This is a genomic window from Gemella sp. GH3 (assembly GCF_013415425.1).
In the GTDB taxonomy this organism is placed as follows: Bacteria; Bacillota; Bacilli; order Staphylococcales; family Gemellaceae; genus Gemelliphila.
In genome coordinates this window covers 1-550 of record NZ_JACBYC010000137.1, presented here as the reverse complement: position 1 = coordinate 550, position 550 = coordinate 1, and the positions used below count along the sequence as shown (strand labels likewise).

Here is a 550-nt window from a genome sequence, read left to right as displayed (position 1 = left end):
CATGAGCACCATCACCATGGACACATATTGTATCGGCTTGTAAATCAATTTCTTTACCATTTTTACTAACAACTTTATTTTCAGTAACCATTTTTAACACTTGCTGTAATGCTTCATCCGTATTTGTAATTGTCGCATCTGATTCTTGACGACTTACAAGCTGACCATCATCTTCATAACGACGATCTGCAAAAACTTCTGAAGCAGTACGTAAACCAAGCGCTTCAGCTTCTGAAATTAACAATGTATTAGATAGTCCAACTAGCACTACGGATTTATCGAAATCATAAACCGCTTGTGCAATAGCTTGAGCAATTTCTTTATTTTTAGCGCCCATGTTATATAAAGCACCATGAGGTTTAACATGATTTATACGAGCTCCATGAATTTTACAAAAACCATTCAAAGCACCTAATTGGTAGACAACTAAATTGTAGATTTCTTTAGGTTTAATATCCATTTTGCGTCTGCCGAAACCTTGTAAATCAGGTAAACCTGGATGTGCTCCTATGCCTACATTATTTTCTTTAGCAAGTTGTATTGTCTCATT

General features: G+C 35.5%; 1 protein-coding gene. It reads right to left on the bottom strand.

Translation table 11 applies throughout. The features are described from left to right. A partial coding sequence (locus tag HZY83_RS05680) for a 5-oxoprolinase subunit PxpA (protein WP_179943090.1) occupies positions 1 to 550 on the bottom strand: 550 nt, incomplete at both ends.